Below are 18,369 nucleotides of genomic sequence, written 5' to 3'. Positions count from 1 at the left end.
GATCAACTATGAGCGAATTTTCCCAGACGGTCCCCGAATTGGTGGCATGGGCGCGCAAGAACGACTTTTCGCTTGCGTTGCCGGTAGAACGTCTGGCCTTTTTGCTGGCTATCGCCACCTTAAACGGTGAGCGCATGGACGGCGAAATGAGTGAAGGCGAGCTGATTGACGCGTTTCGTCACGTTAGCAAGGCTTTCGAGCAAACCCACGAAACCGTGCAGGTGCGCGCTAACAACGCCATCAATGACATGGTGCGCCAGCGCTTGCTCAACCGCTTTACCAGCGAGTTGACGGAAGGGCACGCTATCTATCGCCTGACGCCGCTGGCCATTGGCATTACCGACTATTACATTCGTCAGCGTGAGTTCTCTACGCTGCGTCTCTCGATGCAGCTGTCGATCGTGGCGCAGGAGCTGAAACGCGCCGCCGATGCCGCCGAAGAAGATGGCGACGAATTCCACTGGCATCGCAACGTCTTTGCGCCGCTCAAATATTCGGTAGCGGAAATCTTCGATAGCATCGATATGACGCAACGCCTGATGGATGAGCAGCAGCAGGCGGTGAAAACCGATATCGCCGATCTGCTCAACAAAGATTGGCGCGCGGCGATCTCCAGCTGTGAAATGTTGCTGTCAGAAACCTCCGGTACCCTGCGCGAGCTGCAGGATACGCTGGAAGCCGCGGGTGATAAACTGCAGGCCAATCTACTGCGCATTCAGGACGCCACTCTCAGCAGCCCCGATCTCGGCTTTGTCGATAAGCTGGTGTTTGATCTGCAAAACAAGCTGGATCGCATCATCAGCTGGGGTCAGCAGGCTATCGATCTGTGGATCGGTTACGACCGCCACGTACATAAATTTATTCGTACCGCCATCGACATGGATAAAAACCGCGTTTTTGCGCAGCGTTTGCGCCTGTCGGTGCAAAACTATTTCGACCAGCCGTGGGCGCTGACATACGCCAATGCCGATCGTCTTTATGATATGCGCGACGAAGAGATGACACTGCGTAATGACGAAGTGATGGGCGAGCTGCCGCCGGAAATGGAATATGAAGAGTTTAATGAGATTCGCGAACAGCTGGCCGCGATGATCGAAGAGGCGCTGCAGATCTACAAGCTGGAGCAGAAGCCACTCCATCTTGCCACGGTGATGCGCGACTACCTGTCGCAGTATCCACGCGCGCGTCATTTTGATCTGGCGCGTATCGTCATTGATCAAGCAGTACGACTCGGCGTGGCCGAAGCTGATTTAGCCGGTCTGCCCGCGCAATGGCAGGCCATTAATGATTACGGAGCCAAGGTGCAGGCACATGTCATCGACAAATATTGAACAAGTGATGCCAGTTAAACTGGCGTTGGCCCTGGCAAACCCGATTTTCCCGGCGCTTGATAGCCAGTTACGCGCGGGTCGCCACATTGGTATTGAAGAGCTGGATAATCACGCTTTTCTGATGGATTACCAGGAATATCTTGAAGAGTTTTACGCGCGCTACAACGTGGAGCTGATCCGCGCGCCGGAAGGCTTTTTCTACCTGCGTCCGCGTTCTACCACGCTGATTCCACGCTCGGTGCTCTCCGAACTGGACATGATGGTGGGCAAAATTCTTTGTTATCTCTATCTCAGCCCGGAACGATTGGCGAATGAGGGGATTTTTACCCAGCAGGAGCTGTACGACGAACTGCTGTCGCTGGCGGATGAGAGCAAACTGCTCAAGCTGGTAAACCAGCGTTCCACGGGTTCCGATCTCGATCGCGCCAAGCTGCAGGAAAAAATGCGCGCCTCGCTCAGCCGCCTTCGCCGCCTCGGCATGGTGTGGTTTATGGGCAACGACAGCAGCAAATTCCGCATCACCGAATCGGTATTCCGCTTTGGCGCTGACGTGCGTAGCGGTGACGATGCGCGTGAAGCGCAGCTGCGCCTGATTCGTGACGGCGAAGCGATGACGCTGGAAAGTGCGCCAGCTGCGGCAGAAAACGATGAAGCGGATAATGATATTGACGCTGAAAGCGACGCGAGTGATAACGCGGAGGATGAGCAAGCATGATTGAACGCGGTAAATTTCGTTCGCTAACGCTGATCAACTGGAACGGCTTCTTTGCCCGTACCTTTGATCTTGATGAATTGGTGACCACGCTGTCGGGCGGTAACGGTGCCGGCAAATCCACCACTATGGCCGCCTTCGTCACGGCGATGATCCCAGACTTAACGCTGCTGCACTTCCGTAACACCACCGAAGCCGGTGCAACATCGGGTTCTCGCGATAAAGGTCTGCACGGCAAACTGCGTGCCGGCGTCTGCTATTCAGTGCTGGATGTGGTCAACTCCCGCCACCAGCGCGTGATAGTGGGCGTGCGTCTGCAACAAGTGGCGGGACGCGATAAAAAAGTCGATATCAAACCGTTCAGTATTCACGGTTTGCCGACCGATTCGCAGCCGACCGATATGCTGACTGAAATCCTTAATAGCCGTCAGGCGCGAGTGTTACCGCTGTCGGAAGTGAAGGAACGCGTTGAATCGCAGGAAGGCGTGCAATTCAAACAGTACAACTCCGTAACCGACTATCATGCGGTGCTGTTCGAGCTTGGCGTGGTGCCGCGTCGCCTGCGTAACGCTAGCGATCGCAGCAAGTTCTATCGCCTGATCGAAGCCTCACTCTATGGTGGTATCTCTAGCGCCATTACCCGCTCGCTGCGCGACTACCTGCTGCCGGAAAACGGCGGCGTACGCAAAGCCTTCCAGGATATGGAAGCGGCGCTGCGCGAAAACCGCATGACGCTCGAAGCCATCCGCGTCACGCAGTCAGATCGCGATCTGTTTAAGCATCTGATCTCGGAAGCCACCAGCTATGTTTCGGCCGACTATATGCGCCACGCCAACGAGCGACGTATTCATCTCGACGGCGCGCTGCAGCTGCGTAATGAGCTGTTCACCAGTCGCAATCAGCTGATCTCCGAGCAGTATCGCCATATTGAAATGGCGCGAGAACTCTCTGAACACAACGGCGCCGAGAGCGATCTGGAAACCGATTATCAGGGCGCCAGCGATCACCTGAATCTGGTGCAAACCGCGATGCGTCAGCAGGAGAAAATCGAGCGTTACGATGCCGATCTGGAAGAGCTGACTTACCGCCTTGAAGAGCAGAACGAAGTTGTTGCCGAAGCGCGTGACGTGCAGGAAGAGAATGAAGCGCGTGCCGAAGCGGCTGAAATTGAAGTGGATGAGCTGAAAAGCCAGCTCGCCGACTTCCAGCAGGCGCTCGACGTACAGCAAACGCGTGCTATTCAATATCAGCAGGCCTTACAGGCGCTGGAAAAAGCGCGTACGCAGTGCCAGCTGCCTGACCTCAGCATTGATAACGCCGCTGAATGGCAGGAGACCTTCCAGGCGCGTGAAGAGGAAGCCACCGAGCAACTGTTGCGTCTGGAACAAAAACTGAGCGTTGCTGAAGCGGCACACAGCCAGTTTGAACAGGCGTTAGCATTAGTGACCAGCATCGCGGGTGACGTGAGTCGTCAGGATGCGTGGCAGGTAGGGCGCGAATTACTGCGTGACGCGGGCAATCAGCGCCACCATGCCGAACAACTCTCCTCGCTGCGTTTACGCCTCAATGAATTAGAAACGCGTCTGCGCGAGCAGCACGATGCCGAACGTTTACTGGCGGATTTTTGTAAACGTCAGGGACAGCAATACGATGCGGATGCGCTGGAAGGTTTGCAGCGTGAGCTTGAAGCGCAGATTGAACAGCTGAATGAGAGCGTATCGGATGCTGGCGAACGCCGCATGTTGATGCGTCAGGAGCTGGAGCAGCTGCGTGAACGGATTACCGCGCTTACCGCGCGTGCACCGCACTGGCTGGCGGCGCAGGAGATCCTCACCCAACTCAGCGAGCAGACCGGCCAGGAGCTGACCAGCAGCCAGCAAATCACTGAATTTATGCAGCAGCTGCTGGAGCGTGAGCGTGAAACCACCGTTGAGCGCGATGAACTGGCGGCGCGTAAGCGTGAAGTTGAGCAGCAGATTGAACGCCTGAGCCAACCGGGCGGTGCGGAAGACGCGCGCCTGACGCAGCTGGCGGAACGTTTTGGCGGCGTGCTGCTCTCTGAAATTTATGATGATGTCACGCTGGATGACGCGCCTTACTTCTCCGCGTTGTATGGTCCTTCGCGTCACGCCATTGTGGTGCCGGATCTGTCGCTGGTGCGCGAACTGCTCGATGGTTTAGACGAGTGCCCGGAAGATCTCTATCTGATTGAGGGTGATCCGCAGGCGTTTGACGATAGCGTATTCAGCGTTGAAGAGCTGGAAAAAGCGGTGGTCGTCAAAGTGGCGGAGCGGCAATGGCGCTACTCCCGCTTCCCGAAAGTGCCGCTGTTTGGCCGTGCGGCGCGTGAAAATCAGCTGGAACTGCTGAACAATGAACGTGAACAGCTGGCTGAGCGTTATGCCACGCTGTCGTTTGACGTACAGAAAACTCAGCGTCTGCACCAATCCTTTAGCCGCTTTATTGGTAGCCATTTAGCGGTGGCCTTTGATGAAGATCCCGAAGCGCTGATTCGTCAACTCAACAGCCGTCGCGGCGAGTTAGAGCGGGCTTTGGCGCAGCATGAAAACGACAATCAACAGCAGCGCGCGCAGTTTGAGCAGGCAAAAGAGGGCGTCAGCCAGCTGAACCGCCTGTTGCCGCGCGTTAATCTGCTGCTCGACGACACGCTCGGCGACCGTTGTGAAGAGATCCGTGAGCGCGTGGAAGAAGCGCAGGAAGCCGCGCGTTTCCTGCATCAGCATGGCAGCAAACTCAGCAAGCTGGAGCCGCTGATTTCGGTATTGCAGAGCGATCCGCAGCAGCATGATCAGCTGCAGCGTGATTATCAGCAAGCCCAGCAGCAGCAGCGTGATGCGCGCCAGCAGGCCTTTGCGCTGACAGAAGTGGTGCAGCGTCGGGCGCACTTCAGCTACGAAAGTTCAGCGGGAATGTTAGGCGGTAATACCGATCTCAATGAACAGTTGCGTCAGCGTCTGGAGCAGGCGGAAGGCGAGCGCAGCCGCGCGCGCGAACGTCTGCGCGGACATCAGGCGCAGCTGACGCAGTATTCGCAGGTATTGGCATCGCTGAAAAGCTCTTACGATGCTAAACGCGACATGCTAAAAGAGCTGCAGCAAGAGATGCAGGACATTGGTGTGCATGCAGATGCCAGTGCGGAAGAGCGGGCGCGTATTCGTCGTGATGAGCTGTATACCGCGCTGAGCCACAACCGTGCGCGTCGTAACCAGCTGGAAAAACAGATCACCTTCTGTGAAGCCGAAATGGAGAGTTTGCAGAAGAAACTGCGCAAGCTGGAGCGCGACTATCACCAGATTCGTGAGCAGGTGGTGAGCGCCAAAGCGGGCTGGTGTACGGTGCTGCGCATGGTTAAAGAGAACGGCGTTGAGCGTCGTCTGCATCGTCGTGAACTGGCGTACCTCAGCGGTGATGAGCTGCGATCCATGTCGGATAAGGCGCTCGGTGCACTGCGTCTGGCGGTGGCGGATAACGAACATCTGCGCGATGTGCTGCGTATGTCAGAAGATCCGAAGCGTCCTGAACGCAAGATTCAGTTCTTTATTGCGGTGTATCAGCATCTGCGCGAGCGTATTCGTCAAGACATCATTCGTACCGACGATCCGGTTGAAGCGATTGAGCAGATGGAGATTGAGCTGAATCGTCTGACGGAAGAGCTGACGGCGCGCGAACAGACGCTGGCAATCAGCTCACGCAGCGCGGCGAACATCATTCGTAAAACCATCCAGCGCGAGCAGAACCGTATTCGTCAGCTGAACCAAGGCTTGCAGGCCGTGAGCTTTGGCCAGGTACGCAGCGTGCGTCTCAACGTGAACGTACGTGAAGCGCACTCCACGCTGCTGGATACGCTGTCGGAAGAGCATGAGCAGCATCAGGATCTGTTCACCAGCAATCGCCTCACCTTCTCGGAAGCGCTGGCGAAACTCTATCAACGTCTGAATCCGCAGATCGATATGGGGCAGCGTACGCCGCAGACCATCGGTGAAGAGCTGCTTGATTACCGCAACTATCTGGAGATGGAAGTAGAGGTCAACCGTGGTTCGGATGGCTGGCTGCGTGCAGAAAGTGGGGCGCTCTCGACCGGTGAAGCGATCGGTACCGGGATGTCAATTCTGGTGATGGTGGTGCAGAGCTGGGAAGAAGAGTCGCGTCGCCTGCGTGGCAAAGATATTTCACCCTGCCGCCTGCTGTTCCTCGATGAAGCGGCACGCCTTGACGCACGCTCTATCGCCACGCTGTTTGAACTCTGCGAACGACTCGAGATGCAGCTGGTGATTGCTGCACCAGAAAATATCAGTCCTGAGAAAGGCACCACCTATAAGCTGGTGCGTAAGGTATTTAACAACACTGAACATGTGCATGTGGTGGGACTGCGCGGCTTCTCGGCAGATCCTTCGCCAGTGAAACAGGAAAATACGGGAATAGGACTGCAAACCGAAAATACCTAGCGCTGAATCTGGTTAAAAAACGGCACTACGTTTAATCTGTAAGCGGCATTTGCACTCAGAGGCAGATGCCGTTTTTTATTCGTATACTCAATATTAAGAGTGTGGCTGTACATGGCGATTACAGGGCGCCGTGTCTTTGGTGAGAAGGGGGCAGGGATGTTGCTAAACAATAAGATCAAAATGAGTCGTGCTGCAGTAGCACTCGGTTTATCACTGCTGTTGTCTCCGTTAGCAGTAAGCTATGCGGCGATCACCTCAACGTTGCCGAAGTCAACGCACAATACCCTCTCGGTTGCTGCGAGCCAGCAGCAGATCCAGCAGGCGTTTAGCCCAACTGAACAACCTTTCTATTTACCTGGCCTTGCGGGCATTTATGCGGCGCGCGATATGGCGCCGTTATGGCAAGACCAGCAGGCAGTGCAGGTTTTCCAGCAGCAGCTGGCGGAAGTCGCACTCTCCGGTGTACAGCCGCAGTTTACCCGGTGGGTGGAGCGGTTAACGAATCCCAATATTAAAGGCTTAGCGCGCGATATCGTGCTCAGCGATGCCATGCTGGGCTACCTGCAATTTGTAGCGAATGTACCAACGCAGGGTGAAACCTGGCTTTACAGCAATGTGCCCTATAAGTTGACCATGCCAACGCTGGCGGCTATTAACCAATGGCAGAATGCGGTCAATGCCGGTAACAGCCGTACATTTGTCGTTTCACTGCAGCCGCAGCATCCACAATATGCGCCCATGCACAACGCGTTGAAAATGTTACTAACTGATAATCGTCCGTGGCCGCAACTACGCGACAGCGCTACGCTGCGCCCGGGGCAAATCAGTAATGACGTGCCTGCGCTGCGCGAGATTTTGCAACGTACCGGCATGTTAACCGCCAGCCACAGTACGACACCAACGCCGGCGGAAGATGCGGTGCCTACGGCGCCCGTTCCGGTGGGGCAAAGCAATCAGCCGGTGGCGGTCAGTCCGTCTGCCGCAAACTTTGATGATATTGATGCCGGTTCGGCGCTCGCCACAACACCCGAAGTGGCCAATAATGTTGCTGCAGATCCGACAGCATCCGGCCCCAACGTGTATGACACCGCGCTAGTGGAAGGGGTGAAACGCTTCCAGCACTGGCAGGGATTGGCCGATGATGGCGCGATTGGCCCGCGCACACGTGAGTGGCTGAATGTGCCACCACAGATGCGAGCATCGCTACTGGCGCTGAATATCCAGCGCCTGCGACTACTGCCGGATGATATGCATAATGGCATCATGGTGAATATTCCCAACTATTCACTCACCTACTACAACAATGGTGCCACTATCCTGTCGTCACGGGTGATTGTAGGTCGTCCCGATCGTAAAACGCCGCTAATGCGCAGCGCACTGAATAATGTGGTGCTTAACCCGCCGTGGAACGTGCCGACAACGCTGGTGCGTCAGGATATTGTGCCGAAGGTGAAGCAGGACCCCTCTTATCTGTATAAGCATGGCTATACCTTGCTGTCGGGCTGGAGTGCGGACGCCGAGGTGATCGATCCGTCGATGATTGATTGGCACATGGTGTCAGCCGCGAATTTCCCTTACCGCATTCGTCAGGCGCCGGGCGCGACCAACTCACTGGGACGTTACAAGTTCAATATGCCTAGTTCGGATGCCATTTATCTGCACGATACGCCAAATCATGCGCTGTTCCAGCGTGATATTCGTGCGCTTAGCTCGGGCTGCGTACGCGTTAATAAAGCCTCGGAATTGGCCGACCTTCTGCTGCAGGATGTCGGCTGGAATGATGGTCGTATTTCAGACACGCTGAAACAGGGTGATACTCGCTATGTGCCGATTCGTCATCGCATTCCGGTCAACCTTTACTATTTAACCGCCTGGGTGGCAGATGATGGGCAACCGCAATATCGTACAGATATTTACAATTATGATAATCCTGCCCGTTCAGGCAGTCAGGCACTCAAAAAAGCGGGGCAACTGCTGCTCTAGTGCTTGATTTGGCTGTTTTCTTAGCGGCGTAAACTCTTCAAAACCCGTGGCGAAAATTTGACTTCGCGCGGGTTTTGCTCATTCTGAGCCGTATTCCGGGTTGACTGAGATTTTGGCTGCGGTTAATGTTCGGCCTTGTGTACTTTTCGCACATATTTTATCCGCTTTAGATTAGGTAACTCCGCTTCATGGCTAATTTTGATTCTCAACGTCGTCGATTACTCCTGATTGGAGGGGCAGCAGCAGGCTTATCACTGCTTCCTGGCTCCGCACTGGCTTCGCTTTCCACCTCCCGCCCTCGAGTATTGACGCTTAGTAACCTTCACACCGGTGAAACCCTTAAAACTGAGTTTTTCAACGGTAAGCGTTATGACAAGGATGAGTTAGTCCGCTTAAATCACTTCTTCCGCGATTATCGTGCTAATCAGGTGAAGAACATCGATCCCCATCTTTTTGATCAGCTTTATCGCCTGCAGGCGCTGCTTGATACGCGTAAACCGGTGCAGCTCATTTCGGGATATCGCACGCTGGCAACCAATAATATGTTGCGTGAATCAGGGCCGGGCGTCGCCAAGCATAGTTATCACACCAAAGGACAAGCGATGGATTTCCATATTGAAGGGATTTCATTGAGCAATGTTCGCAAAGCGGCGTTATCTATGCGCGCTGGTGGTGTAGGATATTACCCGCGCAGCAACTTCGTACACATAGATACCGGGCCTGCAAGGCACTGGTCCTGATACCGGCAGCGCTGCGTGTGTCGGTCATGGAGCGCTATGAATTACCAAATTATTCCGGTTACCGCCTTTTCCCAGAACTGCTCAGTGATTTGGGATGACGAAACCCAACAAGCGGCCTTAGTCGATCCCGGCGGTGATGCGGAAACCATTAAAGCTGTGCTGGCAGAACGCGGTTTAACGCCGTCACAGATCCTGCTTACGCATGGACATCTCGATCACGTAGGTGCTGCTGCTGAACTCGCCGCACATTACCAGGTGCCGATTGTCGGCCCGCACCCGCTTGACGCCTTCTGGCTGGATAATCTGCCCACTCAAAGCCGTATGTTTGGTTTACCTGAATGCGCACCGCTTACTCCCGATCGCTGGCTGGAAGAGGGCGAAACCGTGCAGCTGGGCAACATCACACTGGAAGTGCTGCTTTGTCCGGGTCATACGCCGGGGCATATTGTGTTGCTGGATCGCGCGGGGCGTCTGCTCATTTCAGGCGATGTGATTTTCAACGGTGGCGTGGGACGTACCGATTTTCCACAGGGTAGCCACAGCGATTTGATCGACGCGATTAAAACCAAGCTGCTGCCGCTCGGCGATGACGTCACCTTCGTGCCGGGTCATGGACCTATCTCAACGCTCGGCCGTGAACGTATCAGCAATCCGTTCCTGCAATAAAAAATGGGCCAATATGGCCCATTTTTTTCGCTGAAAAGGATTACAGCACCGCGACAATCGCCTCACATAGCGCAGACATATTGTCTGGCGTCATTCCCGCCACGTTAACGCGACCGGAGTTCACGGCGTAAACGCCGAACTCCTCACGTAAACGTACCACCTGATCTTTGGTCAGGCCGCTGAACGAGAACATACCGTTTTGCTTGATGATAAAGCTAAAGTCTTGCTTAGCACCTTTCTCCGCTAGCGTGTTCACAAACAGCTGACGCATACGCTGGATACGCTGACGCATATCGGTTAGCTCTTGAATCCAGATAGTACGCAATGCCTCATTGCTGAGGATTGTCGCCACCACTGCCGCACCGTGTGAAGGCGGGTTTGAATAGTTGGCGCGAATGGTGTATTTCACCTGGCTGAACGCCGTTTTTGCGATGTCGCTGTTAGCTGCAACTAACGTTAACGCGCCTACGCGCTCGTTGTATAAACCAAAGTTCTTCGAGAAGGAGCTGGCAACAATCAGTTCCTGGTGAGAGGCGGCAAAAATACGCAAGCCTTCCGCATCTTCATCCAGACCACGAGCGAAACCCTGGTAAGCGAAATCGAACAGCGGTAGCCAGCCTTTCTCTTGCGACAGCTGCGCCAGTTGCTGCCACTGCTCTGCAGAAGGATCAACGCCGGTTGGGTTATGGCAGCAGCCGTGGAACAGCACCACGTCGCCCGCTTTGGCTTCCTGCAGTGATGCCACCATGCCATCGAAATCAAGGCTATGGCTTGCTGCGTCGTAATAGTGGTATTCGCACACTTCCAGACCGGCAGCGTTGAACACATTCTTATGGTTTGGCCAGCTAGGGTTGCTCACCCAAACGCGTTTTACGCTGGTTTGATTCGCCAGAAAATCGGCTGCAACGCGCAGGGCACCGGTGCCGCCTGGCGTCTGTGCTGTTGTGGCGCGCCCGTCAGAAATCAGCGAGCTCTCTTTTCCGAACAGTAGCTCCTGTGTACACCGCGCGAAATCTGCCAGACCATCAATGCTCAGGTAGTTCTTGGTGGTTTCGTTTTCCAGCAGATACTGCTCGGCTTTCTTAACGCTGGTAAGCACCGGCGTTTTACCGGTTTCATCTTTATAGACGCCAATACCAAGGTTGATTTTATTCGGGCGGTCATCGGCGCGAAAAAGGTCAGCCAGTCCAAGAATAGGATCGGCGGGTGCGGCAGAGATCGATTCAAACATGAGTCAGTTCCGTTTGGGTGAACTTTAGCGAAATGAGCTATCAGGTTAGCGTCAGACGAGAAGATTTCCAACCGCTGAAATAAAAAAGAAATAACTCCCGTGTATAAAGTAGTGGCGCTAATTGAGAAGCCGATCACTGAATAGCAAAACGGAGCCCGAAGGCTCCGTTTTTAGGTAATCCGCATTGCTAATCGAGTGATTAGAACTGGTATACCAGACCAACGCCAACAACGTCGTCGGTGCTCACGTTCTGAGCGCGAGTGTAATCGTTGTCGTCCAGCAGGTTGATTTTGTAGTCAACATACGCAGACATGTTTTTGTTGAAGTAGTAGTAGGTACCCACTTCGATGTATTTAACCAGGTCAGCATCGCCACCAGCAAAGGTTGCACCGTTGTCGGTGTTAGTGTTGCCATTCAGCTGCTTGCCTTTTGACTGCAGGTAAGCGATGGATGGACGCAGACCGAAGTCGAACTGGTACTGTGCAACCACTTCGAAGTTCTGTGTTTTGTTAGCAGTCTGACGAGCGAAGCTACCGTAAGCGGTGGTGTTACGTGATTCACCGTAGAATGCTGCCAGGTATACGTTGTTCGCGTCATATTTCAGACCGAAACCGTATGCGTCAGCCTTGTCGCCGTTGCCATCTGCAATCTGAGCGTTGGTACGGTCAGAAGAGAAGTAAGAACCGACAGCGCTGATACCCATACCGGTGTCATACGCTACAGAAGTACCCCAGCCGTCGCCGTTCTGCGCCAGTGGATCACGAGAACCTTCGTTTTTGCCTTGGTACTGTGCAGCGAAGCTCAGGCCGTTAACCAGACCGAAGAAGTTGCTGTTACGGTAGGTAGCCAGGCCACTTGAGCGACCAATCATGAAGTTGTCGTTGTCTTGATACAGGGTATCATCACCGAACACTGGCAGCTGGTCAGTGTAAGACATTGCGTCATAGATAACGCCATAGTTACGACCGTAGTCGAATGAACCTGCATCACCAAATTTCAGGCCCGCGAAGCCCAGACGGGTTTTGTTGCCGTCTTGCGCGTCAGCGCCTTCGGTGTTGTTAGCCTGAACGTTGTATTCCCACTGGCCGTAACCGGTCAGCTGGTCGTTGATCTGAGTTTCACCCTTGAAGCCGAAGCGAACATACGTTGCATCGCCATCATTATTAGCGTCATCGGAGAAAGTGTGGCGCGCATCAACTTTACCGTACAGGTCCAGCTTGTTGCCGTCTTTGTTATAAATTTCTGCTGCGTTTGCTGCACCAGCAGCTAACAGAGCTGGGATAACCACTGCAAGAATGTTGCGCTTCATCATTTTTTATTACCCTCATTGGAGTTATTTGGACATCTGCCACTGCTGCCAAGAAATCTTTACAGAACCTTGAGAGAAGTTTGATGTCTCCTGTGTCTGCACGCATCTTTCCATCACGGGGTTGCTAATTCTAGCCCGAAGATGATTCAAATCTCGCAATTAAGTATCAAAAGGAAAAATTGTATGACAATTTGTAAAAATCCGGGAACTTTGTGAGAGAACTCTAAATTTACAAAAATAAAAAAAGGCCGGCTAAGCCGACCTCTTTATATATATGAATTACTTATAATTAATCGCGAAATTTAGAAATTCGCATTGCGTGGAGTACGTGGGAAGGGGATAACATCCCTTACATTTTGTACGCCGGTGACATAGGCGATTAATCGTTCGAAACCTAATCCAAAGCCAGCATGTGGCACGGTGCCGTAACGACGCAGGTCACGATACCACCAATAATCTTCTTTATTGAGGCCCATTTCTGCCAGTCGCGCATCTAGCACATCCAGACGCTCTTCACGTTGTGAACCACCGATGATTTCGCCGATACCCGGCGCCAGCACATCCATCGCCGCTACGGTTTTGCCATCGTCGTTCATACGCATGTAGAAGGCTTTGATGTCTTTCGGGTAGTTTTTCACAACGACCGGCGCTTTGAAGTGCTGCTCTGCCAGATAACGTTCGTGCTCGGATGACAAATCCACACCCCATGAAACCGGGTTCTCGAAGGTCTGGCCGCTCTGCAGGAGAATCTCTACCGCATCGGTGTAATCCACCTGCGCAAAGTCGGTCTGAACGAAACGTTCCAGACGGGCAACCGCATCTTTGTCTACACGCTCAGCAAAGAACGCCATATCATCGGCGCGTTCATTCAGCACGGCCTGGAATACGTACTTCAGCATGGCTTCAGCCAGCGCGGCCGCATCATCCAGCGTGGCAAAAGCGACTTCCGGTTCCAGCATCCAGAATTCCGCCAGGTGACGGCTGGTATTGGAGTTTTCCGCACGGAAAGTCGGACCGAAGGTGTACACCTTGGAGAGCGCGCAGGCATAGGTCTCAGCGTTGAGCTGACCCGATACGGTCAGGAAGGCTTCTTTGCCGAAGAAATCTTTGTCGAAATCAATTTTTCCCTGCGGGTCGCGCGGCAGGTTCTCCAGATCCAGCGTGGAAACGCGGAACATCTCGCCTGCGCCTTCGGTGTCCGATGCGGTGATCAGCGGGGTCGACACCCAGAAATAGCCGTTTTCATGGAAGAAGCGATGTAGCGCCTGCGCCAGCGTATGACGCACGCGCGCCACGGCTCCCACGAGGTTAGTACGCGGGCGTAAATGGGCGACTTCACGCAGATATTCGATGCTGTGACGTTTGGCCGCCATCGGATAGGTATCCGGATCATCAACCCAGCCGGTGACCTCAACCTGGGTCGCCTGCAGTTCAAACGCCTGGCCTTCGCCCGGGGATTCCACCACTTTGCCGGTAATGATTACCGAGCAACCGGTGGTCAGACGCAGGACTTCGTCCTGATAATTATTCAGAGAATTATTGACGACAGCCTGAACGGGATTAAAGCAGGAACCGTCATAAACGGCGATAAAGGAAAGACCGGCTTTTGAATCTCTTCGGGTACGCACCCAACCACGTACGGTGACTTCACTGTCAACCGCGACACGGCCGTGCAGTACATCCGCTACAGGCACTACGCTCATAAATTTCTCTCTTTATATAAGGAGGTTGATAAAAAGCCCCTTTTCCGGGGTTTTGATATGTTACTTGCGAGCCAACAGGAAACAAGCAAAATTGGCAGGAGAAAGGGAGATTTGTTGACGAGGAGCAGGGTGCAAGCACCCTGCATTAAGAATTAGCTGGCTCTTTTGACCAACGGGAGATCGAAGGCCTTACGCAGGGCGCGTACAAAGGCTTTATCCTGACAAATGGTTTTGCCGGGGCTGTCGGAAAGCTTTGCCACCGGTTTGCCATTGCAGCTCACCAGTTTAATCACGATGTTCAGAGGCGTAACGCCGGGAATGTCGCACGTCAGGCGCGTACCGATGCCGAACACCACATTCGCACGTTGACCAAAGTGGCGATAGAGCGCCAGCGCTTTATCCAGATTAAGATTATCTGAGAACACCAGCGTTTTACTTTTCGGATCAATATCCAAACGCTGATAGTGCGCAATGGCTTTTTCACCCCATTCCACCGGATCGCCGGAGTCATGGCGCAGGCCTTGATAACGATGGGCAAAGCCTGGACCAAAATCGCGCAAGAAGGCATCCATGGTGATGCAGTCGGTCAGCGCGATGCCCAATTGATCGTCATACTCATCCAGCCAGGATTGCAGCGCGGCGCGTTGGCTATTCGCCAGCACCGGGCTGATTTGCTGATGCGCCTGGAACCACTCATGCGCTTGCGTACCCACCGGATTAAGCTGCAGGCGACGTGCCAAATCGTAGTTACTGGTCCCCACCAGCCACGGAAATTCGGTTTTCAGCGTGCTAACTATCGCTTCCTGCACTGCTTTGGAGTAGCGGCGTCGCGTGCCGAAATCCATCAGCTGGAAGCGCGACATATCCAAATCGCCTACCTGCTCACGGAAATCCACCAGCTTGCGCTGCAAATGCGACACCGCCTGCTCCACGCCCATTTGCGGGGTACGATGACGATGCACGACTTCACTGATCAACGCCAGCAGCGGGACTTCCCACAGGATGACTTCGCGCCATGGGCCATGAATCTGAATCGTCAGCCGGCCATGATCGTTACGCACATTAACCTGCGAAGGATCGAGGCGGAACTGGCGCAGCCAGTTAACGTAATCGGCTTGAAAGAAAGGGAGACCGCTGAGGTAGTGGTATTCATCGTCACTCAGTGCGAGCGCTTGCAGGGTTTCAATCTGTTCACGGATCTCGTCCGCATAGAAGCCCAGCAGTTCATCGCCACGGCAGCGAAATTCAGCCGTCACCGGGACATCGTAATAGCGATGATATACGGCCTGCTGCATATGAAGCTTGTACGCATCGGTATCAAGCAGCGTGGTTAAAATCGGGGAAGCATGTCCAGTCATGGTGCGTTTCAGCATCCTCTTCCGCGGAGCAGAGCCCGGTGTTCAACAAAGTCATAAAGACGCAGGAGTATAAAACAGTAATGACCGCGATCACACCATAATTGCGGGTGGCAGGTCGAGGGTCATTTGTGCCATTGTTAATGAATTGTAGCCTTTTCAACGAACGCACGCATTGTACGTGGCAACGAAGGCACAACCCGCTTAGACTTTGACGGGTCAACATATTAACGATTAAAAGATGCGAGAAGGATTTATGACGCAACAGCCGCAAATTAAATATCGCCACGATTACCGTGCGCCGGATTACACCATTACCGATATCGACCTGACTTTTGATCTGGATGCCGCCGCAACGCGCGTTACCGCAGTGAGCCAGGTGAAGCGACTTGGCGCGGCGGATGCGGATCTGCGTCTGGATGGTGAAGATCTCACGCTGGTATCGCTGGCAGTGGATGGCAATCCGTGGCCGCATTACCGCCAGGAAGAGGGCGCGTTGTTCATTAGCCAGCTGCCGGACAATTTTACGCTGACCATCATTAATGACATCCACCCGGATAAAAATACCGCGCTGGAAGGGTTATACCAGTCCGGCGAGGCGCTTTGCACGCAGTGTGAAGCGGAAGGTTTCCGCCATATTACCTGGTATCTTGACCGCCCGGATGTGCTGGCGCGTTTCACCACCACCATTATTGCGGATGCCGCACGCTATCCTTATTTGCTGTCAAACGGCAATAAGCTGGAGAGCGGACGCCATGAAGATGGCCGCCATTGGGTGAAGTGTCAGGATCCTTTCCCGAAACCCTGCTACCTGTTTGCGCTGGTGGCCGGAGATTTTGACGTACTACGCGACAGTTTTACCACCCGTTCGGGCCGCGATGTGGCGCTGGAAATCTTTGTCGACCGCGGCAATCTCGATCGCGCCGACTGGGCGATGACGTCACTGAAAGCCAGCATGAAGTGGGATGAAGAGCGCTTCAATCTTGAGTATGACCTCGACATCTTTATGATCGTCGCGGTGGATTTCTTCAACATGGGTGCGATGGAGAATAAAGGCCTCAACGTCTTTAACTCTAAATACGTGCTGGCAAAAGCCGAAACGGCCACCGACAAAGATTATCTCGGTATTGAAGCGGTTATCGGTCACGAATATTTCCATAACTGGACCGGTAACCGCGTGACCTGCCGCGACTGGTTCCAGCTTAGCCTGAAAGAAGGGCTAACGGTGTTCCGCGATCAGGAGTTCAGTTCAGACCTGGGCTCACGCGCGGTTAATCGTATCGATAACGTACGTGTGATGCGCGGCGCGCAGTTTGCGGAAGATGCCAGCCCGATGGCGCATCCGATCCGCCCGGATCAGGTGATCGAGATGAACAACTTCTATACCTTAACGGTGTACGAGAAAGGTTCGGAAGTGATCCGCATGATGCACACTCTGCTGGGCGAAGAGAATTTCCAGAAAGGGATGCAGCTGTACTTCGAACGCCATGATGGTAGCGCTGCAACCTGTGATGATTTCGTGCAGTCGATGGAAGATGCCTCCAACGTTGATCTTTCTCAGTTCCGCCGCTGGTATAGCCAGGCGGGTACGCCGATCCTGACGGTGCGCGATGACTACAATCCTGAGCTTGAGCAGTACACGCTGCACGTCACGCAACGTACGCCAGCCACCGCCGAGCAGAAAGAGAAGCTGCCGCTGCACATTCCGCTGGATATCGAGCTGTATGATAATGAAGGCAAGGTGATCCCGCTGCAGCACAACGGTCATCCGGTGCATCATGTGCTGAATGTTACCGAAGAGTTCCAGACTTTCATCTTCGACAAAGTCTATTTCCAGCCGGTGCCCTCACTGCTGCGCGAATTCTCCGCGCCGGTGAAGCTTGACTATAAATGGAGCGACGCGCAGCTCACCTTCCTGATGCGTCACGCACGCAACGATTTTGCCCGCTGGGATGCGGCGCAAAGCCTGCTGGCAACCTACATTCGCCTGAACGTCGCACGTCATCAGCAGGGCCAGCCGCTGTCGCTGCCGCTGCATGTCGCCGATGCATTCCGTGCGGTGCTGCTGGATGAGCAGGGCGATCCGGCGCTGAAAGCGTTGATTCTTTCGCTGCCGTCTGAGAATGAAATTGCGGAACTGTTTGATGTCATCGATCCCCTGGCCATTGCTGCGGTGCGCGATGCGCTGGTGCGTACGCTCGCCACTGAGTTAAATGACGAGTTCTTTGCGCTCTATCTGGCCAACCAAAGCAGTGAATACAAAATTGAGCATGCAGAAATTGGCAAGCGCACGTTGAAAAACGTCTGCCTCGGTTATCTGGCCTTTGCCGATGCTGCCCAAGCGGACAAATTGGTGCAGGCGCAATATCAGCAGGCGAACAACATGACCGATGCGTTAGCAGCGCTGGCCGCGGCAGTTGCTGCAAATCTGCCATGCCGCGATACGCTGCTGGCCGCTTACGACGAGCGCTGGCATCAGGATGGTTTGGTGATGGACAAATGGTTTGTGCTGCAAGCCACCAGCCCGGCGGCGGACGTGCTGAGCAAGGTGCGCGAACTGCTGCATCACCGCTCGTTCACCATGGGCAACCCGAACCGTATTCGTTCGCTGATTGGTGCATTTGCTTCCGCTAATCCGGCGGCATTCCACGCCAAAGATGGCAGCGGTTATCAGTTCCTGGTGGAGATGTTGACCGATCTCAATACGCGCAATCCACAAGTTGCTGCGCGCATGATCGAGCCATTAATTCGTCTGAAACGTTACGATGCCGATCGTCAGGCGCTAATGCGTAAGGCGCTGGAGACGTTGAAAGGGCTGGATAAGCTGTCGGGTGATTTGTACGAGAAGATCACTAAGGCATTGAACGCTTAAT

Annotated in this window: 11 protein-coding genes; 7 read left to right on the top strand and 4 right to left on the bottom strand. The window is 54.1% G+C overall.

Going from position 1 to position 18,369, the window contains the following annotated elements; translation table 11 throughout:
- The first annotated feature begins 8 nt into the window (after positions 1 to 8).
- From mukF to AAGR08_RS11930, 6 genes are all read left to right on the top strand, one after another.
- Positions 9 to 1,331 (top strand): chromosome partition protein MukF, encoded by a 1,323-nt coding sequence (mukF, locus tag AAGR08_RS11955; RefSeq protein ID WP_097094360.1) that lies wholly within the window; start codon positions 9 to 11, stop codon positions 1,329 to 1,331.
- Positions 1,312 to 2,046: a chromosome partition protein MukE gene (gene mukE, locus AAGR08_RS11950; protein ID WP_097094359.1), complete on the top strand. Its 735-nt coding sequence runs from the start codon at positions 1,312 to 1,314 to the stop codon at positions 2,044 to 2,046. The genes mukF and mukE overlap by 20 nt, the downstream gene beginning before the upstream one ends.
- Positions 2,043 to 6,509 carry a chromosome partition protein MukB gene (gene mukB / locus AAGR08_RS11945; RefSeq protein WP_345826964.1) on the top strand — a complete coding sequence of 1,489 codons (4,467 nt, stop codon included), beginning with the start codon at positions 2,043 to 2,045 and terminating at the stop codon, positions 6,507 to 6,509. The genes mukE and mukB overlap by 4 nt, the downstream gene beginning before the upstream one ends.
- Before the next feature lie 156 nt (positions 6,510 to 6,665).
- Positions 6,666 to 8,492: a L,D-transpeptidase gene (ldtD, locus tag AAGR08_RS11940; RefSeq protein ID WP_345826963.1), complete on the top strand. Its 1,827-nt coding sequence runs from the start codon at positions 6,666 to 6,668 to the stop codon at positions 8,490 to 8,492.
- 188 nt (positions 8,493 to 8,680) lie between these two features.
- The gene (locus tag AAGR08_RS11935) at positions 8,681 to 9,232 is read left to right on the top strand and encodes a YcbK family protein (protein ID WP_097094356.1); all 552 of its coding nucleotides are present in this window, start codon (positions 8,681 to 8,683) and stop codon (positions 9,230 to 9,232) included.
- 36 nt (positions 9,233 to 9,268) lie between these two features.
- Positions 9,269 to 9,898 (top strand): MBL fold metallo-hydrolase, encoded by a 630-nt coding sequence (locus AAGR08_RS11930; protein ID WP_345826962.1) that lies wholly within the window; start codon positions 9,269 to 9,271, stop codon positions 9,896 to 9,898.
- Positions 9,899 to 9,938: 40 nt separating this feature from the next.
- On the opposite strand, the gene AAGR08_RS11925 is transcribed toward AAGR08_RS11930, so the two are convergent.
- The 4 genes from AAGR08_RS11925 to pncB form a co-directional block, all read right to left on the bottom strand.
- A complete protein-coding gene (locus AAGR08_RS11925) occupies positions 9,939 to 11,129 on the bottom strand; it encodes an amino acid aminotransferase (RefSeq protein ID WP_345826960.1) in 1,191 nt (396 codons plus the stop codon).
- Between the two features lie 199 nt (positions 11,130 to 11,328).
- On the bottom strand, positions 11,329 to 12,441 hold the full coding sequence (gene ompC, locus AAGR08_RS11920) for a porin OmpC (protein ID WP_345826958.1): 1,113 nt from the start codon (positions 12,439 to 12,441) through the stop codon (positions 11,329 to 11,331).
- A gap of 299 nt (positions 12,442 to 12,740) precedes the next feature.
- On the bottom strand, positions 12,741 to 14,141 hold the full coding sequence (gene asnS / locus AAGR08_RS11915) for an asparagine--tRNA ligase (protein WP_345826956.1): 1,401 nt from the start codon (positions 14,139 to 14,141) through the stop codon (positions 12,741 to 12,743).
- Between the two features lie 152 nt (positions 14,142 to 14,293).
- Positions 14,294 to 15,499 carry a nicotinate phosphoribosyltransferase gene (gene pncB / locus AAGR08_RS11910; protein ID WP_345829905.1) on the bottom strand — a complete coding sequence of 402 codons (1,206 nt, stop codon included), beginning with the start codon at positions 15,497 to 15,499 and terminating at the stop codon, positions 14,294 to 14,296.
- Between the two features lie 253 nt (positions 15,500 to 15,752).
- Here pncB and pepN point away from each other — a divergent pair, with 253 nt between their 5' ends.
- The gene (gene pepN / locus AAGR08_RS11905; protein ID WP_345826954.1) at positions 15,753 to 18,368 is read left to right on the top strand and encodes an aminopeptidase N; all 2,616 of its coding nucleotides are present in this window, start codon (positions 15,753 to 15,755) and stop codon (positions 18,366 to 18,368) included.
- The last annotated feature ends 1 nt before the right edge of the window (position 18,369 follow it).

It is taken from the genome of Pantoea sp. BRR-3P (genome assembly GCF_039621635.1).
Classification (GTDB): domain Bacteria; phylum Pseudomonadota; class Gammaproteobacteria; order Enterobacterales; family Enterobacteriaceae; genus Pantoea; species Pantoea floridensis.
Note: the sequence above shows the minus strand (reverse complement) of the source record. Positions and strands in the feature narration are given on the sequence as shown.